Annotated in this window: 15 protein-coding genes and 1 pseudogene; 6 read left to right on the top strand and 10 right to left on the bottom strand. The window is 67.5% G+C overall.

The features are described 5' to 3' along the window. Positions 1-270: 270 nt before the first annotated feature. Positions 271-1629 carry a beta-1,3-glucanase family protein gene (locus tag ADL25_RS39385; RefSeq protein WP_059132708.1) on the bottom strand — a complete coding sequence of 453 codons (1359 nt, stop codon included), beginning with the start codon at positions 1627-1629 and terminating at the stop codon, positions 271-273. A 579-nt stretch (positions 1630-2208) separates the two neighbouring features. Here ADL25_RS39385 and ADL25_RS39390 point away from each other — a divergent pair. Then, positions 2209-3282 carry a LacI family DNA-binding transcriptional regulator gene (locus ADL25_RS39390; RefSeq protein WP_234381231.1) on the top strand — a complete coding sequence of 358 codons (1074 nt, stop codon included), beginning with the start codon at positions 2209-2211 and terminating at the stop codon, positions 3280-3282. A 25-nt stretch (positions 3283-3307) separates the two neighbouring features. Here ADL25_RS39390 and ADL25_RS39395 read toward each other — a convergent pair whose 3' ends face one another. The 6 genes from ADL25_RS39395 to ADL25_RS39420 all read right to left on the bottom strand — a co-directional run bounded on the left by ADL25_RS39395 (position 3308) and on the right by ADL25_RS39420 (position 11161). Continuing rightward, entirely contained in the window at positions 3308-5560 is a 2253-nt protein-coding gene (locus tag ADL25_RS39395; RefSeq protein ID WP_059132710.1) for a glycosyl hydrolase family 65 protein, read from the bottom strand. Next, a complete protein-coding gene (locus ADL25_RS39400; protein WP_079050891.1) occupies positions 5561-6433 on the bottom strand; it encodes a carbohydrate ABC transporter permease in 873 nt (290 codons plus the stop codon). It abuts the gene before it with no gap. Next, positions 6430-7383: a carbohydrate ABC transporter permease gene (locus ADL25_RS39405; protein WP_079050892.1), complete on the bottom strand. Its 954-nt coding sequence runs from the start codon at positions 7381-7383 to the stop codon at positions 6430-6432. Before ADL25_RS39405 ends, ADL25_RS39400 begins: the two co-directional genes overlap by 4 nt. A 13-nt stretch (positions 7384-7396) precedes the next feature. Continuing rightward, positions 7397-8791, bottom strand: coding sequence for an ABC transporter substrate-binding protein (locus ADL25_RS39410; protein WP_234381232.1), 1395 nt, complete (start codon positions 8789-8791; stop codon positions 7397-7399). Between the two features lie 466 nt (positions 8792-9257). Next, complete coding sequence (locus ADL25_RS39415) at positions 9258-10433, bottom strand: cytochrome P450 (protein ID WP_059132711.1); 1176 nt, start codon at positions 10431-10433, stop codon at positions 9258-9260. 284 nt (positions 10434-10717) lie between these two features. After that, complete coding sequence (locus ADL25_RS39420) at positions 10718-11161, bottom strand: GNAT family N-acetyltransferase (RefSeq protein WP_159045112.1); 444 nt, start codon at positions 11159-11161, stop codon at positions 10718-10720. Positions 11162-11192: 31 nt separating this feature from the next. On the opposite strand from ADL25_RS39420, the gene ADL25_RS39425 reads away from it, so the two are divergent. Further along, positions 11193-11888 carry a DUF2617 family protein gene (locus ADL25_RS39425; protein ID WP_159045113.1) on the top strand — a complete coding sequence of 232 codons (696 nt, stop codon included), beginning with the start codon at positions 11193-11195 and terminating at the stop codon, positions 11886-11888. Between the two features lie 391 nt (positions 11889-12279). Further along, positions 12280-13551: an MFS transporter gene (locus ADL25_RS39430; RefSeq protein WP_181922940.1), complete on the top strand. Its 1272-nt coding sequence runs from the start codon at positions 12280-12282 to the stop codon at positions 13549-13551. A gap of 592 nt (positions 13552-14143) precedes the next feature. On the opposite strand, the gene ADL25_RS39440 is transcribed toward ADL25_RS39430, so the two are convergent. The 3 genes and pseudogenes from ADL25_RS39440 to ADL25_RS39450 all read right to left on the bottom strand — a co-directional run. Then, entirely contained in the window at positions 14144-14359 is a 216-nt protein-coding gene (locus ADL25_RS39440; RefSeq protein ID WP_059132715.1) for a hypothetical protein, read from the bottom strand. A gap of 157 nt (positions 14360-14516) precedes the next feature. Continuing rightward, positions 14517-16160, bottom strand: a complete 1644-nt coding sequence (locus ADL25_RS39445) for an IS200/IS605 family accessory protein TnpB-related protein (protein ID WP_059132716.1) — start codon at positions 16158-16160, stop codon at positions 14517-14519. 2 nt (positions 16161-16162) lie between these two features. Further along, positions 16163-16731, bottom strand: a pseudogene (locus ADL25_RS39450) (IS607 family transposase); the annotation flags it as partial. A 343-nt stretch (positions 16732-17074) separates the two neighbouring features. On the opposite strand from ADL25_RS39450, the gene ADL25_RS39455 reads away from it, so the two are divergent. The 3 genes from ADL25_RS39455 to ADL25_RS39465 all read left to right on the top strand — a co-directional run bounded on the left by ADL25_RS39455 (position 17075) and on the right by ADL25_RS39465 (position 19018). Beyond that, complete coding sequence (locus tag ADL25_RS39455) at positions 17075-17818, top strand: hypothetical protein (protein ID WP_059132717.1); 744 nt, start codon at positions 17075-17077, stop codon at positions 17816-17818. Between the two features lie 234 nt (positions 17819-18052). Beyond that, positions 18053-18274, top strand: coding sequence for a hypothetical protein (locus tag ADL25_RS39460; RefSeq protein WP_059132718.1), 222 nt, complete (start codon positions 18053-18055; stop codon positions 18272-18274). 258 nt (positions 18275-18532) lie between these two features. Further along, a complete protein-coding gene (locus ADL25_RS39465) occupies positions 18533-19018 on the top strand; it encodes a hypothetical protein (RefSeq protein ID WP_159045114.1) in 486 nt (161 codons plus the stop codon). Positions 19019-19059 lie beyond the last annotated feature (41 nt).

Here is a 19059-nt window from a genome sequence, read left to right on the forward strand (position 1 = left end):
CCTCAGCCGCCGGCCGAACCGCCGCCGCCGGTCGTCGAGTCCCGCATGACCGCCGGGCAGCTACCGGAGTCCGCCTGCACTGAGGCCGTACGCGTTCGGTCGAGTGGCTCTGCACCGCCGGCATCGCCACCTCCGCCGCGAGGATCGCAGAGGCTCTACGCCGCCGTACACACCGCAGGCGCCAGGAGGGTCCGGCCGGGTCGGTAGGACCGGGCCGGACCCTCTGGTCAAGCAATCAGCATGTGTTCGGCGTCCGCGCCACCGGAGCAGCTACCAGCCGACGGCGACCAGGAGCCATTGCGGGTTGGCGTGGGAGATGAAGGAGGACTGGCCGGCCACGTCGTCATACGGGAAGCCGTAGGCGAGGCGGTTGATGGCGTTGTCGTGCCAGAACTTGGCGTAGTAGTTCGCCGGTGCCGCGTTGTAGAACTGGGCCGGGTCGGACTGCTGGGAGGCCGGCAGGGTGGCGACGTGGCGGTTGAGGGCGGCGCACATGTCCGGGTTGCCTGCCAGTGAGGCGGCGCAGCCGAAGATGTCGGACGTGGCCGCGTTCACGCCCACTGACTGCGCGTAGGCGGTGAAGTAGTTCGCGTTGGCACCGCCCGCGCGGAAGCTCGGGTCGCTGCCGGGCGCGATGATCCGGTACGGGGCCTGGGTCTGGGCCAGCACCTTGAAGGGGGCCGGAACTGCGTCGGTGAAGCGCTGGAAGGTGGTGGCGCGGTCCTCGGCGAAGGTCTGCCGGTTCTCGCCGACCTCGACGTCGTAACCGTCCTTGGTGTGCAGGCGCATGGCCAGCTTCAGGCCGAAGGCGTCGACCCGGGTGGTGTTGCCGTTGAAGACGTTGTTGCCGACCGTGAACTCGATGAAGTCGTAGTACGGGCCGTTGGGTGATCCGAGATAGAAGTACATGCGGCCGGCGGAGTTGGCCGGCATGTCGAGATAGGGCTGCTCGGCGATGGAGTGCACCTGGCCGTTGAAGCTCCAGTACACCTGGCTGTCGGGGTATTTGCCGTTGGTCCGGTTGAGGATCTTCACCTCGACGGCGTTGCTCGCCGGAGGTATGTCGCTGGTACTGCCCCAGAAGTCGTCCGGCGGGGTGGTGGTGCCACCGGGGCCGTAGACCTGGAACTCCCACAGGGAGTAGCCGTAGGGGGTGCCCCGCGCGGTGCCGTAGATGCGGACGTAACGGCCGCTGCCGGTGACGGCGATGTTCTGGGTTCCGCCGGTGGCGGTGGTGGTGGAGTGGACGGTGGTCCAGTTGTTGGCGTCGGTGGAGGTCTGGATCTGGAAGGCCGTCGCGTAGGCGGCCTCCCAGTTCAGAGTGACGCGGCTGAGCTGCTGGACGGACCCGAGGTCGACCCGTAGCCACTGCGGGTCGGAGAAGGCCGAGGACCAACGGGTGCCGATGTTGCCGTCGACCGCCGCGCTTGCGGGGAAGGTTCCGTTCTCGGTCGAGGAGGCGGTGGCAGGCTTGCCCTGGGACAGCAACTGGTCGGCGGCGCGTGCCGGTGACGGTGCGAGGACTGCGAGGAAGGCGGCGATCAGGGCGACGACCAGGCCGAGTACCGCGCGTGAGCGTGCGGCGCCGGCTGGTGGTCTGCGGGTGAATGCGCTGGCGGAACTCTGCATGCGGAGTCTCCTCAAGCCGGTTCGGCGTGCGTGGGGGATGGAGCAACAGCAGACATGAGAGCGCTCTCTGGGGTTGTAGCCCTATCCATGTTCGCCGTCAACAACTGAAGCCGAAATCAGTCCGGTTACGACGCTGCGGACTCCACGACGCTGATCTCGGCACAGGTTTCGCGTACAACGCGTCCGTCGCGTTCGGCTTCCGACCGTATGGTTGCCCCAAGCCAGGCGCGTTTTTACATGCCTTGACGTATCCGCTACGGGACACCTCATGGCCAGCACAGGCGTCGTCGCAGTCGAACGCGGGGCGCCCCGCCTCGATCGCGCCGTCGAACCGACCCCGGCCGGCGGCTGACAGCTCGACCCTGGGCCGGCGGAAGCGGTCCGGATACTTCACGGAGGCGATGAACGCCAGTAGGACGCCCTGGGTCACATTCGGCCGTCTTGGGCCGCACGGCTGTGGTCTGCCCGTCTGGCCTCGACAGCTTCCGTATGAACGATAAAAATGAGGGTTCCAGCGTGGGTGAGGGAGACAACGTGACAGCCGGTTTCCGCGACGCACGTCCGGCGTCTGCGCAGTCCGTGACGATTTCGGACGTCGCCGAGGCGGCGGGCGTGTCTCGGCAGACGGTCTCCAACGTACTCAACGCACCGGACCGGGTACGCGCGGAGACACGGGAGCGGGTCTCCCGGGTCATCGCCGAACTCGGCTACCACCCCAACCACATGGCGCGCTCCCTGCGGGCGAGTTCGCCCCGCATGATCGGCTGTCGCATCCTGCCCGTGCATGCGGAGACGGTGGCGGCCATCCAGGACCGGTTCCTGCACGCGCTCGCCGAGGCCGGACAGCAATGCGACCATCATGTGCTGCTCTTCACCGCCGCGGATGCCGACGCGGAGACCGAGCGGTGCACGACTCTGTGGCGCGCGGGCGCCGTGAGCGGCGTGGTGCTCTACGACATCACGCCGGACGACGCGCGGGTGAGCCGGCTCACCGCGGCCGGTGTGCCGTTCACGGCATTCGGTCGTACGGCCACCAGCACGGAGCAGTACAGCTGGGCCGACGTCGACAACGCGGCGGGCGCCGCCGCCGCCATCGACCATCTGGTCGCCGCAGGGCATCGGCGCATCGGCTTCCTGGGCTGGCCCGAGGGGTCCAGTGTCGGCGATGCCCGGGCACGTGGCTGGCTCACGGCCATGGACCGGCACGGTCTGCTCGCGGGGAGCCACCGCCTCGATGTGCGGGGTGCAGACACGACGTCGAGCGGCACCCGGCTGATGGCCGAGCTGCTTGACCGACCCGGCCCGCCGACCGCGGTCGTCGCGGCGACCGACACCCTTGCGGTGGGGGCCCTTCACGCGGTGCGCGACCACGGGCTGATCCCCGGTCGGGACGTCGCCGTGGTGGGCTTCGACGATTCCCCCGCGGCCACGGCGCTCGGGCTGACCAGCGTTCGTCAGCCGATCGAGGAGGTGGGCCGGCTGGTCATGGCGGAGATGCTGCGGCTCACCGGCCGGACTTCGGGTGCGGACGGTGAGCCACCCACGGAGCCCTTGCACCTGGTCCTGACACCGGAATTGGTGGTCCGCGCGAGCTCGACACCGCACAAGGATTCACCCTTGTTCGAGCTGGACGCGCACCCTCTGCATCCGTGACGAACCGGCACCTGCCGCGGCATCCTCACATGTGTCGTGAGGGCGTCCGCGGGGAGATCGTGAGCTCTCCCCCGGTCGGTACATGCCGCAACGTGCCCGCCGTTTGCACCGGGAGCGGTTCGCCCGTGCGCAGCCGCACCGTAGTGCCGTCGGGCCGGATGTCCACGTCGAAGACACGGTCCCGCCAGCGCAGCCGTTGCAGGGTGATGCCTTCCAGCTCGGCGGGCAGGATCGGCGCGAGGGCGATCCGGTCCGCACGCCGGCGCAACCCCGAATAGCCGTACAGGAACTCCTGCAGGAAGCCCCCGTGGCCGGTCAGGAAGGTGAAGGCACCTCCCGTGCGGGCTTCGGCGAACTGCTCGAAGGGCGGTCTCACGAACGGTTCGACGCTGCGCCGGGTGTAGTCGAAGGCTTGCTCGGCGTCGCCGAGTTCGGCGTGCACGATGGAGTGCACCGAGTCCGTCATCGACGGCCCGTCCTCGTGGGTGCGGGCTGCGTAGTACTCCAGGTCGGCACGTGTGACCTGCGAGGGCTGCGGGTTCTCCCACGGATAGGCGAGCATCACCACGTCGGCCTGCTTGATCGTCCGTCCCGCGTATCCGTCGAACTCCGGGTGAATCCCGCGCACTTCGTCGAACGGAACGACGATGCGGTTCGCGACCGCGGCCCACCGCGGATCGGCGATCTCGCCGAGGGCCTCTGCCGCACCGGCAGCGAAGCGCAGGGATTCCCGGGCGGCGACGTTGGTGTAGACGGAGTCGTCGTGCGGTCCCACCGCGTACTCGTCCGGCGGGATCACGCCGTTGATGTGGCAGTGGCCCTCGGCATCGGGGGTGACACGGCTCGTCCAGAAGTCGGCGATCGCGCTCAGCACCGGCAGCCCCGCGGAACGCAGCCAACGCCTGTCGCCGGTGGCGAGCCAGTACTGCCAGAAGGCCAGGGCCACATCGGCGCTGATGTGCTGTTCGAGGCGTCCGAAGGGCGCCCAGTCGGGGGTGTCCTCCTCACCGGTGAGGCCGCTCTCCCAGGGGAAGCGGGCCCCCCGGTGGCCTCCCTCGCTCGCGGCGGCGCGGGCCGCGTCGAGGCGCGCGAGGCGGTAGTCGAGAACGCTGCGTGCGATGTGCGGATGCTGAGCGAGCAGCGCGGGCCAGATCCAGGTCTCGGTGTCCCAGAAGACGTGGCCGTTGTAGCCGTCACTGGACAGCCCGGCGGGCGACGGCGACCAGGGAGAGTCCTCGTGCACGCTGGTGAGGAGGTAGAACTTCGAAGCCCGTACGCGGCGTTGCAGCAAAGCATCGCCGCGTACGACGATGTCTGCCTCCCATTCCCGTTGCCAGGCACGCCGGTTGTCCTCCGCCAGGCGCCCGTAGCCCTCGCGGGCGGCCTCTTCGGCATGGAATCGGGCTGTGCTCAGCGGCTCGGCCGCTGTGTGGGAGGTCACCACGGCCACGTACTTGGTGAATGTCAGGGGGCGTCCGAGGGACGTGGGGACGCGGAGCGTCTGCGCCGCGCCTCCGTCCGGCGCGGGGACCGGCTCGTCGTGGGCGGATCCGGCACCGCCTTCCGGCCCCCGCACAACGGAGACGAGCGCGGCCGTGATGCCGCTGCCCTCGGCTTCCACGAGCGTCCAGATCCGCCCTTGGTCGCCGCCCCGCTCCACGGTCCGGATGCGCGATCCGGCGCGCTCGTCCAGCGCGTCGGTGATGACGAGTTCGCCCTCCCAGTGCGGCGTGACCGTCACGCTGACAACGGCCACGTGCGGCCTTGACCGGTCGGTGAACACCTCGTAGCGCACGTCGGTCATCCGGCCCGCAGGCGAGTTCCAGCGGGCTTCGGTGGTGATCGCCCCGGTGCGCAGATCGAGGCTCTGCCGGTACCGTTCGATGCCGCGGGCCGACCCGGCGCGCGGGCTGCTCACCGGGGCCCAGTCGCCCCCGATCAGCGGTTCGCTCTCGACGACGGATGTCTGCGCCCCGGGCGGGTCGACGAACGCGGCATTGAACGAACCACTGCCGTCGCTCACATCGAGCGTGGACCACGCCGGCAGTGACGCCTTACGGGACCATGTGCCTTCGCGGCCGGTGTAAAGACCCGCTACGTGGAACTGGGTCCGTACGGGGGCGTCGGCGAAGCCGTTGCCCGCCGCCGGGACCCGTGCCGCAAAACGGCCGTTACCGGTGAAGGCGGGGTGATAGCCGACGGGCGAAGCAGGATCGTCCGTGGCCAGCACCCACGCGTCGACGGCCGAAAAAGGGCTGCCGCTGGTCGGAGCGCTCAACTACTTCAGACCTCCTGCCGTCAGACCGTCGACGATCCGCCGCTGGAAGAACAGCACGGCCGCAACGAGGGGCAGCGTGACCACCACGCCCGCCGCCATCTGCGTGCCGAAGGGCTGGTCGTACTTGTACTGTCCGGTGAAGAGGGACACGATCACGTTGGCGGTCATCATGTGACGGTCGTTCACCACGCTGACCGCGATGAGGAATTCGTTCCAGGCGCTGATGAAGACGAGGATCGCCGTGGTGAAGACTCCCGGCGCGGCCAGCGGGAGCACGACCTTGCGAAAGGCCTGCGCCGGTGTGCAGCCGTCGACCTGGGCGGCCTTCTCCAGTTCGGCCGGCATCTGGCGGAAGAACGCGGTGAGGTTCCACACCGCCAGCGGCAGGGCGAAGCTCATGCTCGGGACGATCATCGCCTGATAGGTGTTGATCCATCCGACGTCCGTGAAGAGTCGAAGCAGCGGGACGACCAGGATGATCGGCGGGAACATCGACGCTGCGATGATCAGCGTCAGGATCAGCGTCTTGCCGCGGAACTGCAGCCGCGCCAGGGCGTATCCGGCGAAGATGCCGACGACCAGGGTGGCTCCGGTGGTGACTCCTGCGACGACGAGGCTGTTGACGAGCGCCCGGCCGAAGCCGTTGTGCGGGTCGAAGGCGGCCGTGTAGTTGTCGAAGGACGCAGGGGCGGGCAGCGGGGCGTTGGAGAACTGGTCGGCAGGCCTGCGCAGGCTGGACACCACCATCCAGTAGAACGGTGCGAGGCAGTACGCGACGATCGCGGCGATGCCCAGGCGCCCGGCCCAGGCCACGCCCCGCGCGGCTCCGCCCACACCGCGCCGCCGACGTCGTGTGAAGGACAGCGTGCTCATGACTCACTCCTGGTGCCCCGGCCGAGCAGATCGGCGCCGAACAGCTTGACGAACGCGAGGGCGACAACGGCGATGTAGACGAACAGGACGGACGCGTACGCGGCAGCCGAGCCGAAGCGCAGATTGGTCATCTCGTTGAAAGCGATCATCGACAGCGTCTCGACCGAGTGCTTGCGCGGCCCCACCAGGACATACGGCAGGTCGAACATGCGCAATACGTCCAACAGCCGGAACAGGACGGCGACCACGAGGGCCGGGCGGACCAGGGGCAGGGTGATCCGCCAGAAGACACGCCACGCGGACGCGCCGTCGACACGGGCCGCCTCGTACAACTCGCCGGGGATGATCTGCAGCCCGGCGAGTACGAGCAGGCCGATGAACGGCGCGGTCTTCCAGGTGTCGGCGACGACCACGGAGAGCCAGGCGTGGAACCCCTCGCTGCTCCACAGGATCTGGGTGCCGAGGAGGTCGTTGGCGACTCCCTGACTGTTGAAGATCCATTTCCAGAGCATGCCGGATATCGCGGTGGGAATGGCCCAGGGCACCAGCACGGCCGCGCGGACCAGTGCCCGGCCCCGGAAGGCACGGTGCATCACGAGGGCCATGGAGACGCCGATGAGGACTTCGAGGGTGACCGATGCCAGGGCGAACGACGTGGTGTTCCACCAGGGCCGCAGGAGGCGGTCGTCCGTGAACACGGTCGCGTAGTTACCGGTTCCGTAGTGACTGGTGTTCGCCACGAAGCCGGTGTGCGGATCGATGCCTTCGGTGGACACCTGGAACGACAGCCGCACGGCTGCCACCACCGGATAGCCGATGACCAGGGCGAGGACCAGGAGCGTGGGCGAGAGCAGGGCAGCGGCCAGGCGGCCGGTCCCGGCCCGGCGCGAGGTGCGCGGGGGCCGGGACGCCGGGGCTGTGCGCCCCGGCGTCGGGGCGATGACGGACACGAGCGGGACCCGCCTACTTCTCGGAGATCGCCGCGGAGAGGTTCTTCTGCATGTCGGCGAGTGCGTCGTCGACGGACTTCGAGCCGTTCAGGGCGGCCGCGGCGCTCTCCTGGATGGCGGCGGTGGCGTCGCCGTAGTGCACCACGACCGGCCGGGGTGTCGCGGTGGCCAGCGACTGCTTCAGCGTGTCGAGGTACGGGAACTGCTTGCGCAGCGCGGGGTCGTCGTAGAGGTCGGTGTACGGCGGGGCCGCCGAGGTGACCTTGAGATTGGTCCGGGCGTTCTCCTCGTCGGAGAAGAACTTGATGAAGTCGAGGGCAGTCGCCTTGTTCTTGGCGAACTTGCTGATGGCGAGATCGAGTCCGCCGAGGCTTGACCTTCCGGGCCCGGACAGCCCGGGCAGCGGGGCGACGGCGAACTTTCCGGCCACCTTGCTGGAGCCGTCCTTGGCGTTGGCCAGCGTCCACTGGTACGGCCACTGCCGGTGGAAGAGCAGCTTGCCCGCCTGGAAGGCGCGTCGGCCGTCCTCTTCCTCGTAGGTGGCGGCCTGCTTCGGGATGGTGCCGTCCTTGAAGCCGTCCACCAGGAACTGCAGGCCCTTCTTGGCGGCGTCGGTGTCGACCGTCGCCTTGCCCTTCGCGTCGACGACGCTGCCGCCCGCGGAGGCCACGGCCTCGGAGAAGTTGACGGTGAGGCCCTCGTACTTGTCGAACTGGCCCGCGTAGCAATCGATGCCCTTGCCCTCGGGCAGCTGTTGCACCTTGGCGCAGTCCTGCTTCATCTCGGCCCAGGTCGCGGGCGGTTCGGCCCCGATCTTGTCGAGCAGGTCCTTGCGGTAGAAGAGCAGCCCGGCGTTGGTGTTGAACGGTATCGCGTACTGCTTGCCGAAGTAGTCACCGGTCTTCACGACGGCCGGGATCATCTTGTCGAGCGGGAACTCCTTGGCCGGCAGCTCGTCGATCCACTGGTTGGCGGCGAACTCGGCGACCCAGATCGGGTCGAGGTTGAGCACGGTGTAGGCGTCCGACTTGGTCTGGGCGTTCTGGATGAACTGCTGACGCTGTTGGTCCGCGCTCTCCGGCAGTTCGACGAGGGTGACCTTCTCGCTGGGGTGCTGCTTGTTCCAGCGGTCCAACTGCCCTTGCAGGGTGCCGGTCGTGTCCTTGCCGGTGGCCAGGGTGATCGGACCGCGGTCGTTGGACTTCTTCGGGCCGCCCTTGGAGCCGCCCGAGCCCGAGTCACCGCATCCGGCGAGCAGCGACGCGCACACCATCGCGGCGATCGCCGCGGCCGCCCGCCGCCGCTGCCTCGCTCCCCCGGGGCCCGGGGGTGTCTGTCCCACGCCGAACACCATCCGCAACGAACTCACCGTGGCCTCCTCGCCTTTCACCGGCTGGTCGTCGAGCACGCCACAAGTCGGCTCCTCGGCGGCATCTCGTCGACGACCGTAACTCCGATTTGATCGTTCAAGATGGCCTTGGCAGAGCATCCCGTCAACCCCTGCGCACGGAATCCACCCACTCCAACAGACCTGCCCGCGCCCCTACAAGGACATCCGGTGCAGTTCCGCCCGCTTCCGACCCGACCTCAGAATTTGATCGTTCATATCCGGCTTCTTCACGAGTGAAGGCGCGCAACGCTTCTGACGACGTGGGGGGAAGTCGGCGACGGCCGGCCGAGTGTGAGGCAGCGGGGCATTCCAGCACGGAGCTTCCCGGCACCCGGCTGATTGCTTGTCGTCTGCTGTCCGCTGGTCGCTCGGTGAGCGCGAGCAACCAGCTGACAACGAAGCCGGGTCCGGTCATCTCACCTGCTCTGGCCGTCGGCGGCACCCGTCAAGTCGTCGGAAATCTCGCCACCTGACGGCAGCGCGATCACACAGACTTGTCCCACAGCACGTGCAGAGCGGGGACCTTGCGGAAGACCAGACCGTGCGGAGCGGTGGGACGGTCCCGGTCGAGACGCAACCCGGGAAGGCGCTGGAGCAGACGCTGGAGGGCGATGCGGGTCTCCAGGCGGGCGAGATGCGCCGCCAGGCAGTAGTGCGGGCCGTGCGCGAAGGCCACCTGGAGCCGCGTGTTCTTCCTGCGGACATCAAAACGATCGGGGCCGGGGAAGACGTCCGGGTCACGGTTGGCGCCCGTCAGGGAGACGCTGACCAAGTCACCGCGGCGGATCGTGGTCTGGTCGAGGACGGTGTCACGGGTTGCATAGCGGTCCACGACAGCAGCACCGGGTTCGAGGCGCAGAGACTCCTCGATCGCGGCGTCCAACAGACGGGGGTCCTCTCGGACCAGGTCGAGTTGGTCGGGGTGCTGCAGCAACTGCAGCAGTGCGTTGGTGATCATCCCTTCGGTGGTCTCTATGCCTCCGAACATCAGAACCGCGGCATTGGAAGCGACTTCGGGCAGCGCCAGCTGTCCGGCGGCGGAGACGAGGAGCGAGGAGGGGTCCTGCTCGGCGACGGTGGCTTCCACAGCCGCCCGAAGTTGCCGATACGCCGCGGTACCGGCGGGTCTGGCCTCATGTCCGGCGGTGATGTCGGAGACCGACTTCACGATGGCGTCGTACCAGGAGAGCACCGTGGCCGCCGGGGTGTCGACGAGACCGAGCGCATGAGTGACAACGGCGACCGCGAGCGGACCGGCGAAAGCCCGTCGCAGTTCGCCTGCGCCCGCCGGTTCCAGCGCGGTGACGAGCCGATCCGTCTCTTCCTCGACGAACGAGGCGAAACCGTCGTACACCTCTCGGGGACGGAAGGGGGCGGTGAAGGCCTCCCGGTGGCGGGAGTGCGGGTCGCCGTCCAGAGACAGCATGCTCGGCCCGACGACCTGTGCGGTGGAGAAGCGGGGATCGTCCACGGTGAACGTCTCGGCGTCCCGCATCACGCTCAAGGCCAGGTCTCGACGGGTCACCAACCAGCCGCCCAGCTCGGGCAGCCAGGACACGGGCTCATGCGCGCGGAGCAGAGCCAGCCGGGGGTGCGGGTCGTCGGCGAGTTCCGCGAGGGTGGTTGCGGCCCCCAGCGGGAACGAGACGGCGTCGCTCATCACGAACTCGGGCCGGACACGGGAAAATCGATCACAGCCAAGGCTAACAACCCCGGTCAAGGCGAAGTGGATCGGGGCTGTGCACGGGCGACGCGTCGATATCGGGGATCCTCAGCCGGTCGCCGAGGGCACCGTCGCAGGCACTGGGCCCAGTGCGAGCCCCGGCCCGCCATGGCCGATACACCGCACTCCCCCACCTCCCCGAGGAGCAGGCTCACCTCTGTACAGGTTTGCCTGGACGCTTCGGCGTCCCCACCCCGCGCCGCCTACGCACGCCGGTGAACCTATGTCCCGTCGAGCCGCGTGTTTTGCATGTCGTGACTGCGCCACGCGGCATTCGATGGGGCCCGGGCGAACGTGGTGAGGGTCGGGGCGGGTACAGCCACGCTCGCGGCGTGGCCGGCCAGATGGTCCAGCAGCGGACAGCCGAGTCCGTGACGCGCACTGTCCGGGTGCACCGACACCTGCTCGACGTGGAGGTTGCCGTCGACGCGGTCGACGATCAGGTAGGCGACCGGCTCGTCGACTCCGTCGGCCGCGCCGCAGGCCGGCCCGGTGTGGTGATAGAGGGTGAGCTCACCGAGCGGTTGCGGTTCGTCCTCGGCTGTCTCCGGCATGCCGATGTCTCGGAAGCACTGCCCGGCAGCCCTCTCGATGTCCTGGAGGACTGGCAGTTCGTCCAGGCGGACCAAGGGCTCGTCGTCACAGCGGGGATCATGTGCACGCAAGCTGCGATGGTGGCTGGAGAAGAATGCCGTCATGGCTCCTACTTCTCCCGCGTCGCGACTGGTGGCTGCCGCCGCCAGGGCTCATCTCCGTCCCCTCGGTCTGCGTCAGCGCGGTCGATCTCGCCTTTGGCTGGACGATCACGGCTGGTGGTTGGGGCTCGTCGAGTTCCCTTCACCCACGTGGAGCCAGGGCAGTGGCCTGCACGTCGGAGTGATGTGGCTCTGGCAGGACCTTGATCACTTCGCGTTCAACGTCAGTGAGCGGCTGAGTGGAAACGAAGGTTATCGCAGTGATGAGCAGTTTTCGCCGGTGGCCGAAGAGCTCGCATTCCGTGCGCAAATCCACGTGCAACAGCTACGAGACCGATTCCCTGACCTCGAAGCAGCGGCAAGCCACTTGGCCGCTCAGCCAGTCAGACGCGGGTGGTTCTGGGAACCATGGCATGCCGGGGTCACGGCTGCGCTTGTTGGTGACGTTGCATTGGCGCGGCAGCGGTTCGCCGCGGTTCTCGACGAGGAGCCCATCGCCCCCTGGATGGAGGATGCGCAGAAGACCACGCGGGAGCTGATTACTATGGCGCAAAACAGGAATGCCGTCAGGGCCTGGGCACTGAGCAACATCGCCTCGTGCCGGCACAGACTGGGCCTGAGCCCGGCACCGCTTGCGAGGATCTTTGGTACGGGCGAGGGCGTGCAACTCGACTGCGGTCCGAATGATCTTGTGTGATGGATCAGCCTCGATCCACCGCGTGAAGGACGGCTTGTGGACGGAGAAATAGGAAGAGGTGCCCGCTGACCTGGATTTATCGGAGTTCCTACGCCCACACCGGTCCCACGAAGCAAGGCACCTCGGAAGTGAAAGTCCCGCACGGGCCCGCGGAGCTGTTCGCCGCGTTCGACGCCCCCGACCTGATCGCGCATGCCGGGCTGGTACCCAACGAGCCGGCTGGCCGAGCGGTGCGGTCTGTCCGCGCTGGTGTCCGAGAAGGTGAAGCTCGCCGGTGCGGGCAACGGTTCCCGGATGGCCGGCCCAATATCCTGCGCGAAGTATGGACTGGAACGGTCGGCGGCGGAGGCCCAACACTGATGATCACCGGAGTCGCCAAGGAGCCCGCAGCATGACCGGCACCACGGAGGCCCTCAGGGGGTCGGCTGCGGTCGACAATGCAGCACGGAGTGTCACGCGCCCGTTCTACGTATACGCCGTGCTCGCCAACACACTGTTCCAGCGCGGCGTATTCGTCCTCTTCCTTCAGCAGCGAGGCTTCTCCGCCGGACAAGTGGCCCTACTTCAGACACTGCTCTATCTGGTCAGCGGACTTGCGGAGTTGCCGACGGGAGTCATCGCCGACCGAATCGGCAGGCGTGCCAGCATCGTGATCGGCCAGATGCTGATAGCTGGATGTCTGCTCGGTCAGGTGGCGTTCTCCAACTACTGGGTGTTCCTGACGCTGTTCATCGGGCAGGGCGTGGGCATGGCATGTGTGTCCGGTTCGGACACCGCCCTGCTGTACGACCTGCTCGTGCGTCGTGGTGCAACGGCCAGCTACGTCAAGATCAAGTCCCGGTTCACCATGCTCGGGACGGTCACCTCGGGAGCCGCAATCGTCCTCGGCGGCCAACTGCAGCGGATTTCCTGGGGAATCGTCTACGTCGGTTCGGCGACGTGCCTCGCCCTCGCCGTGGTGGTGCTGATGTCACGGGTGCCCGAGATCCGCGGCGCGGACGCGGTGGACGAGCAGGACGGAGCCGAGGAGGAGCACGGCGACGCCACAGCGTGGCGGGCGATGCTTCGGGTCGCCACGCCGGCGCTCGTGACGCTTGTCGTGGTGTCCGGATTGATGCATGCGACTTTGACGCCGTACATCATTTTTACGCAGAAGACCCTCTCCGATCAGGGAGCGGGCACCGCATTGGTCAGCGCGGTCATTTCGGCGGGATTCTTCGCCGGCGGGCTCACTCCGCTGCTGTCGGAACGCGCGGACCGGCGCATCGGGTATCGGGTCATCGTCCCGGTGTCTCTCCTGACGCTCGCAGCGGCACTCGGCCTGAGCGGCCTCGGCCTTGTCTGGGTCACCATCGCCGCGTTCCTGGCCCTGGTCGGAATTCCCGAGATCACCGCCGTGATCGTGGACAACGTCTTCAACGAGGCCGTGCCGTCGCGCCACCGGGCGAGCCTGCTGTCGATGATCGCATTCGTGGAATCGGCGCTCATCGGCACCGGCTATCTCGTCCTCGGCGCGCTCATGGACGGGCTGGGCTCCAGTGTGGGCATGGCCACCTACGCCGCGGTCCCCCTGCTGGCATGTCTCCTGTGGCTCCCAGTGCTCTTCCGAGGGGCACGGGTGACCACCAAGATCGAGAAGCCCGTCGACCAAAAGGCATCCTGAAACAGACCATCTCGAGCAACGCCCTGCCCGACGGCAGGGGCATTGCTCGTTGACATGTCGCTCCCAGTCGGCGACGGAGCTGTCATCGCGACGATCAGCGTCAAACGGGATGGGAAGAATCGCCCCACTGCGGCAGCTGTTCAGCCTGGAGCCACCGCGTAACGGTCGGTCTCCGACGGGTCCGCGGAGCTGTTCGCCGCGTTCGACGCCCCCGACCTGATCGCGCATACCGGGCTTGTCCCCACGATCCGGCTGGCCGAGCGGTGCGGCCGGCCCGCCCTGGCGGCCGAGAAGGTGAAACTCACCGGCGCGTAGAACGGTGCCGGGACGGCCGCCGACGCGAAGGCCCTGTCGATCGTGGGCGGGATGGTGGCCGCCGCGGACAGCATCGACGATCTGGACGTGCTGCACCACGGCGGACTACCCCGCCTGTTCGGCGGCGTGCGCGCCCCGTCCACACTCGGCACCTTCCTACGTGCATTCACCTGGGGCATGTGTGTCAACTGGGGTCCCCCATGCGGGCGTTCACCTGTCGACTGGGAATCCACGCTCACCACACTCCAGTCGACGCACTCTCGATACCCGACAGCTCCTACGAGCGGTAGTTGTCGCTCATGGTCGGCGATGAGCCGTGCATCGTATTGGCGTTGTAAGACACGCGGTCGTTGTACGCCTGCACCCGCCGCGTTTGCTCGATGAGGAGCCCATCGGCGTTCCGGGTGGTGCCGCTACCGCGGCGCACAAGCTTGACGATCAGGGTGACCGCCAGTGCCGCCATGAGTCCGAGCAGAACGCCGAGCTCGATCATGAAATCCCCCGTTTGCCGCTAATCCACTGAGTTCTCATGACACTGAGACCCGGTGGCGTCCCCGGTCAAGGGCCTTGCGGCTAGAAGCACGTCAGATGGGGTGGTCAGTGTTTGGATCGAGCCTATTAACGACCTTCTGCCTACTGATGCACCGTTCCTACGGGCTGAGCGGGAGTGGGTCGTGTTGCCAGGGCCCAGGCTCAGTCGAACGCCCCGAACGGTCTTGGGGGTTCTGGTCCACCGCGTTCCTGCCGTGTCCAGCACGCACGGATCGTGTCCGTGGTCCGGGTACACGGGGGCGGTGTTCCTCACGCCCTCGGGCACCCGATGTGGCCTGGGCGGTCCGATGCCCGCCGGCATCGCTCTGGTGCCGGCGGGGCGGTGCCGTCCGTCGCCGGATCGGGTGTCCGAGGGCGCGTCGTCCGATCGCCACGGCGGCAGCCTGGTGGCGAGTGGTCTTGCGTGTGGTCGTGGTGAGTGGTGCTTGCCAGTGTTCGGCGCCCCACCTGCTGGTGTAGGCGGGATCGACGGCGATCACACCGATGCCGGCCTCTGCGCACATCGACAGCAGTCGGGCGCGGAGTTTGCCTGTGGGGATGCCGGAGATGAGCTGCCGGAACCGCTTCTTGCGGCCGTGCTTCTCCCTGGTCTTGGAGTCGGTGAAGTCCAGGTCTTCGATCGCGATGGCCTGCACGCCCGTGGCCTTGGCCCAGTGCAGCAGGCGGGTGAGGGCGTGGCGTATCTGTGCGTCGCGGCGGGTGGCGGTGCCGGTGAGGTCGTAATCGAAGCGGCGCGGTTTGCCGACCGGGTTTCCGTGCTCGTCGAGTTGCCATGCGGCGAGGTGGTCGGCGTTCATGTCGACACCGATCACGCCGTCCGATCGCAGGGCGGCGAGGGGGATGACCGGCAGGTTCTTGCGAGTCCAGGACGCGTCCAGGTACCAGCGGCCTTTGGTCACGTCCAGATGGATGCGGTAGGCGACAGCCCGGTTGTCTACGATGCGGTCGCGCCACTCGTCGCCCCTGTGCGGGAAGCTCACCTTCGCGGTGAGGATGTACCGGCCGTGCCGGGCGTTTGCCAGGTGGGCGAGCGAGGCGGGCAGCTTGATGCTGATCTCGCCGCCCGGGGTGACGCGGATCGTTTCGTTGCCGAACCGCTTGCCGGACTCGCCGTCAGCGGTGAGGAACCAGCGGGCAGCTTCCCACTCCTGGCGCCACCGGGCTTGTGTCTTGTGGGCGGCAGCCAGGTGGTGACGCTGCTTGAGCAGCCGACGGCCGCCCCGGGCGACGGACAGCTTCCCGACCCGGTGCTCGCAACGAACGCGCTCGTACTCGCTCTCGAGGACCGCCAGGCGCCGCGACTTGTGGAACCACTCGTGGCGGGACCGGTATCCGCCTGGTGTGCCGCGGCTGCCCTTCTGCCCGACGGGAAGGGACAGGCGGTGCCGCAGCATACGGATACCCGCATCGAGCGATTGCAGGTGCGCTACCTGAGCGCGGCGCGACAGGCCCCACTGGTCATGGGTCCTCGCCGTGATCGATCCGGCCCACCGGGACGACGACTGCGCGGTCAACTCCCGCTTGCGTTCGGCCCAGGTAGCGGTGGAGTGCTGCAGACCGTCACGGCACCTGCGAGCCAGGTCACGGGACGCAAGGCGGCCCATGTGCTCGCCCACCGCGCGCAGCACCTTCTCGTCCTGGACCATAAGGCCCCCTAGCCGGTCACGGATGCTGACGCCGGACGGGCCGTCAGCGACGAACGGCCGGCCGATTTCCCGCAGCGGCTTGCGCTGCTCAGCCATGCTCGGCCCGCCTCCAACGCCTTACAGGCGCGGTTCCTCGCCGACCTACGGCCATACAGACGAGCACGGAACAAGGTCAGTATCTCAAGCATGTCGCGCACCAGGTCGTCTTCGACCTCGCCGTCATCCAGCACGACCAGGCGACGTCCGTGCGCGGACAGCGCGGCCCCGACCAACTCCACGTTCATCCGCCCAAGCCCGTCCCTGTGCTCCACCACCACCGTGGTCACGTCTGGGTCGGCCAGCAGACGCTTCACCCTCGACCGACCGCCGCTCATAGCGGAGCCGATCTCCGACTCGACCCGCACCACTCGATGACCGGCCTGTGCCGCCCACTGCGCCAACCGGGCAACCTGCCGCTCGAGATCAGCCTTCCGGTCATCACAAGACACGCGGGCACACAGGCCGATACCACCGCGACCGCTATAGGTGCAGCGTTGGCCTCCACGTGCACGAGGATCGTGCGCGGCCCCACCCGCTCCGCCGGAACCGGCAACGTGCCCTCCCGGAACCAGCGATACGCAGTCTGCGGATGCACACCTTGCGCCCTCGCCCATTCCGTCAGATACACACCCGGATCCTAACGCTCACTCAATCACGGTCATATTCACTTATACGACCTTAGAAGTGGATAATTGGATACCCCACTGCTGTGATCCTCTTGTGGTCGCCGAGTTTAGCGGGACCCACTGACACACCTCCGCGTGGCACACACGCCGGCGCCCACAGTAGGAACAAGCATCCTGACCTCCTCCGAATGCTCTGCCCCACGGCCGGTCAGGCGATAGAGTTCAGAGGTGCGTTGATCTTCCACGCGGCGGCCGTGCGCAGCCGCAGACGGTGCCGGGCGCTTCCCATCGCGGGAGCCGCCCCAGCTTTGCGTACCCGTCACCACCTCATCGGAGATCGACACAGTGACTGCTCAGCAGCCTCTTGCCTACGATGCGTTTGTCCAACTCGCCGCTGCTGATTCAGCGGTCGTCGGCCCTGTCCTCAAAGGCTCCCGAGCCCACGACGGCATGACAACCCGGCACTCCGACCACGACCTGTACGTGGTTCTCGCCGACGGTGTGAGGACCGATCTCACCCGCTTCGCGGGACACCGGACCCTCGAACTCGACCTCGTCATCGTCTCCCTCACCGAGTTCCGCGCAGCCGGGATGCCGGGTTTTGAACGCTACGCTCTCGCCCGTGCCCAGGTTGTGCTCGACCGGCTCGACGGAGGCATCGCCCGGATCCTGGCCGACAAGGCACGTCTGGGTGCCGATGAGGCATTCGAGGTCTCGAGCGGTTGGCTCGACGCCTACGCCAACTCCCTCTATCGCTCGGTCAAGAACCACCGGGACGGTCAGGCTCTGGCCGCTCTCCTCGACGCCGCCGAAAGTGTCCGGTGCTTGCTGGAGCTGCTCTTCGCTCTCGACCATCGACCACGCCCGTACAACAAGTACCTGGAGTGGGAGCTCGCCCGGCACCCACTACCGGGCAGGGACACCGACGTGCTTCTCCGTGCCGTGGAGCGGATCTCGGCATCAGGCGACGTCTTCCTGCAGCGGCACCTCTTCACCCTTGTGGAGGCGACAGTCCGAGAGGCCGGGCACGGCGAAGTACTGGACGCATGGGGCGACGACCTCTACCTCATGCGACCTCAGCGAGGGTGACCGGAATTGTTCCTACGGTTGTCGGACGTGCGGACCGTCCCAGCACGCTTCAGGGCTTCTCATTCGGATCTTGTCTGATGCGCGCGGATCCCCAGTCGTCCAAGGCACCGGAGAGGGATGACCGGCAACGGGCGCCAGGGAGTTCCGAGGGAGGGACCCTGGAGTGCTGTCCTGCAGAAGCCAAGCCCGTTTTCCGATGGCCAGATCGCCGGTGACGTTTTTAGGGTCAGTGGAATGACACACAACCTCGTGGATCCGGGGACGATCACGACTGAGATGGCCGTGCAGATTCGCACATGGCGAGTGCGTGAGGGCTTCAGCTGGCGCGCCGTGGCCCAGGCCGCGTCCGAACTCTGGGGTTCGGAATACGGCAGCAACCAGCTCTACGGCGAAGACCTTTGCGCCACCGCCGCGCGAGTGGTGGGTGAAAACCCCTACCAGGAACCCTGGAACTGACGCCCGTCAGCCCTCTTCCTGCGGATCAGCGGGTGGACGATGCGCGTCAGCGTCCGCTCAGTGCCGCGACGGAGGCGATGCGCAGGGACGGCGCCCACAGACTCCAGCCACTGCAGCCTGCGCCACTGCCGAGGCCGAGCGCGAAGCGGCGACTCCCTGGAACAACAGCGCACCCGGCACTGTGCCCGTGCCCCGTGTCCTCATCAAGCTAGTTGCATCGTTCGCCGGGAGTCCCCTCGGCCCTTGCGAGGCAACGCCATGGCTGTCAAGATCACCGCCATGTCCGCCCCTAGAGCTTCCCGGCGTGCCGCCGGTACTCAAAACGTCACCGACGTGCTCCTTTCCTGGACCTTCATCAGACGCCGCTCGGTTGAGCAGGACGCCGCCGACCTGCTTCAGGGCCAGGTCTTCGAAGTTGCGGCGCTCAGCAAAACCATCGGCCGAACAGTCCTGCTGAACGTGGGCAAGGGTCGGCAGATTCAGCACCTCAAGATCGGCTCTCTGTTCGTCGCGCAGGGACAGCCGCTGGTTTGGCGGGAGCGTCGCACCAAGCAGGAGACGGTGCTCCACGGCCCGTTCACGCTCACGAAGCTGGACAAGAAGGTCCCCCTCAACGGCAGGCTCGCGTACTACGAGCTGACGACGGCGGACGGAAGCCACGAGGTTGCGCTGCCGAAGAAGGACGCCCCGATGGTCCTGATCGCGATCGGCCAGAAAGCCCTCGAGACGCCTGCCCCCAGTTGAGTCGGCCAGTCAACTCGGTTACCCCTGGCCGCGGCCTCGCA

The organism is Streptomyces sp. NRRL F-5122 (assembly GCF_001507435.1).
Lineage (GTDB): Bacteria > Actinomycetota > Actinomycetes > Streptomycetales > Streptomycetaceae > Streptomyces > Streptomyces lannensis.

Bases quoted from the DNA above. Each gene is read 5' to 3' on its own strand.
- ADL25_RS39460 (WP_059132718.1), top strand. From the start codon at position 18,053: ATGACACACAACCTCGTGGATCCGGGGACGATCACGACTGAGATGGCC.
- ADL25_RS39440 (WP_059132715.1), bottom strand. From the start codon at position 14,359: ATGATCGAGCTCGGCGTTCTGCTCGGACTCATGGCGGCACTGGCGGTC.
- ADL25_RS39445 (WP_059132716.1), bottom strand. From the start codon at position 16,160: ATGGCTGAGCAGCGCAAGCCGCTGCGGGAAATCGGCCGGCCGTTCGTC.
- ADL25_RS39425 (WP_159045113.1), top strand. From the start codon at position 11,193: ATGGCTCCTACTTCTCCCGCGTCGCGACTGGTGGCTGCCGCCGCCAGG.
- ADL25_RS39430 (WP_181922940.1), top strand. From the start codon at position 12,280: ATGACCGGCACCACGGAGGCCCTCAGGGGGTCGGCTGCGGTCGACAAT.
- ADL25_RS39465 (WP_159045114.1), top strand. From the start codon at position 18,533: ATGGCTGTCAAGATCACCGCCATGTCCGCCCCTAGAGCTTCCCGGCGT.
- ADL25_RS39415 (WP_059132711.1), bottom strand. From the start codon at position 10,433: ATGAGCGACGCCGTCTCGTTCCCGCTGGGGGCCGCAACCACCCTCGCG.
- ADL25_RS39385 (WP_059132708.1), bottom strand. From the start codon at position 1,629: ATGCAGAGTTCCGCCAGCGCATTCACCCGCAGACCACCAGCCGGCGCC.
- ADL25_RS39400 (WP_079050891.1), bottom strand. From the start codon at position 6,433: ATGAGCACGCTGTCCTTCACACGACGTCGGCGGCGCGGTGTGGGCGGA.